This window comes from Arthrobacter sp. Hiyo1 (genome assembly GCF_001263615.2).
In the GTDB taxonomy this organism is placed as follows: domain Bacteria; phylum Actinomycetota; class Actinomycetes; order Actinomycetales; family Micrococcaceae; genus Arthrobacter.
On sequence record NZ_DF952473.1, the window covers coordinates 343,227 to 345,185 of the forward strand.

The 1,959-nt window shown below is 64.1% G+C and carries 2 protein-coding genes and 1 pseudogene; 2 read left to right on the forward strand and 1 reads right to left on the reverse strand.

Annotated features, from left to right (window positions below; all coding sequences use genetic code 11):
• Positions 1 to 195, forward strand: a pseudogene (locus tag AHiyo1_RS27085) (LysR family transcriptional regulator); the annotation flags it as partial.
• A 51-nt stretch (positions 196 to 246) separates the two neighbouring features.
• Positions 247 to 753, forward strand: a complete 507-nt coding sequence (locus tag AHiyo1_RS17035; protein ID WP_059389332.1) for a DUF2004 domain-containing protein — start codon at positions 247 to 249, stop codon at positions 751 to 753.
• 89 nt (positions 754 to 842) lie between these two features.
• Here the strand turns inward: AHiyo1_RS17035 and metE are convergent.
• The coding region (metE, locus tag AHiyo1_RS17040) for a 5-methyltetrahydropteroyltriglutamate--homocysteine S-methyltransferase (protein ID WP_084784557.1) at positions 843 to 1,959 on the reverse strand (1,117 nt) is incomplete at its 5' end.

The window sequence follows — 1,959 nt, forward strand, 5'->3', positions numbered from 1 at the left end:
CTCGACGTTCCGGACATCCGGCTAGCCCGCAACGTGTTCGCCCTGCTCATCAACGAGAAGCGGACAGCGCAAGTGCAACTCTTCACGGAATTGCTGGCCGATACCCTTCGCGGGAGCACCGCAACCGTCCGCGCCGGCAGTGCCGCTACGATGCCCAAAACGACTCAAAAGTCAACGCCCAAACCACGCACCTGAAATCTTCCAGGATGCTGGAACACGCCGCTTGTTTGGGACTATCTTGAAGACATGAGCAAGGTAGCGAGCAAACATTTTGGGGAGATCGAGCTCAACCACGGGCGGGAGCACTGTTACGTGGCTTCGCACGAGCTCGCCGGAAATCCCCTGGAACTGGACCTGAACGTCGCGGCGCACGACCACTTCGACGAGAAGGCACTCCATAAGGTGGACTACCGCCTGGGCTACCTCCCCGAGCTGGTGGACCAGGTCCGGGACATGATCGCCGAGGAGCTGGACCAGGACGGCACCAACTCCCAGCAATTCCTCCACTTCCACTCCAACCAGCTCAAGGACGAGCAACTGGAGGCAGTGTTCGGCGTCCGCGACAAGACGCAGCTCACCAAGGACGTCTTCCTCAAGGCCCTCAAACTAGGCCATGTAGCGATCTACCCCGGCCAGCCGGAGCGCTATTTCGTCCTCGACTTCACCTTGGGCTCGCACTTCACCGACGAACTCCTGGTAGTCGCGGCGGACGAGGACGGCGTGGTGGACGACGAGATCCTCTGGGAGTCGTGACGCAGGACCAAGGTCCTGAGGCAGAGTTAACGACGGCGGCCGGTCACCTTTCGAGGTGACCGGCCGCCGCCGTTCGTACTACGTGATGTCTACTTGGCTGCTTCGAGCAGGCTGGCGCGGACCGTCTTGGTGGCCTTGACCAGGTTGCGCAGGGACTCTTCGGTCTCGGCGTAGCCACGGGTCTTCAGGCCGCAGTCCGGGTTGACCCAGAGCTGGCGGGACGGAACGTGCTTGACGGCGGTGGACAGCAGCTCGGTGACTTCGGCCTCGCCCGGAACACGCGGCGAGTGGATGTCGTAGACGCCCGGACCAACGCCGCGGCCGAAGTGATGCGCCTCGAGGTCGTGGACAACCTCCATGCGTGAACGTGCTGCTTCGATGGACGTGACGTCGGCGTCGAGGCCGTCGATCGCGTCAATGATCACGCCGAACTCCGAGTAGCAGAGGTGGGTGTGGATCTGGGTGGCGTCGGCGGCACCGGCGGTGGCCAGGCGGAAGGAGTCAACCGACCACTTCAGGTAGGCTGCGTGGTCGGCCTTGCGCAGCGGCAGGAGTTCGCGCAGGGCGGGCTCGTCCACCTGGATGACCTTGATGCCGGCAGCTTCGAGATCGGCGATTTCGTCGCGCAGCGCCAGGCCCACCTGGTTGGCGGTCTCGCCCAGCGGCTGGTCGTCGCGGACGAAGGACCAGGCCAGGATGGTGACCGGACCGGTGAGCATGCCCTTCATCGGCTTGTTGGTGAGGGACTGCGCGTATTCGGCCCAAGCAACCGTGATGGGAGCCGAACGGGTGACATCGCCCCAAAGGATGGACGGACGGGTGCAACGCGAGCCGTAGGACTGGACCCAGCCGTGGACCGTGACGTCGAAGCCTTCGAGGTTCTCGGCGAAGTACTGGACCATGTCGTTGCGCTCGGGCTCGCCGTGCACCAGGACGTCGTAGCCGAGCTCTTCCTGCAGCTCGACAACGCGCTTGATCTCATCCTTCATGAGCTGTTCGTACTGCTCGTTGGTGAGGTCGCCCTTGTTGTTGCGGGCACGGGCGGAGCGGATTTCCGAGGTCTGGGGGAAGGAACCGATGGTGGTGGTGGGCAGCGGCGGCAGGTGAAGCGCTGCTTCCTGTGCGGCTTCGCGGACCGAGTACTCGGAGCGGTTGAAGTCGGCCTCGGTGAGGGCAGCGGTGCGGGCACGGACGTCGGCGCGCTGG

Excerpts from the sequence above, each read along its gene's own strand:
- AHiyo1_RS17035 (WP_059389332.1), top strand. The coding sequence starts at position 247 with ATGAGCAAGGTAGCGAGCAAACATTTTGGGGAGATCGAGCTCAACCAC.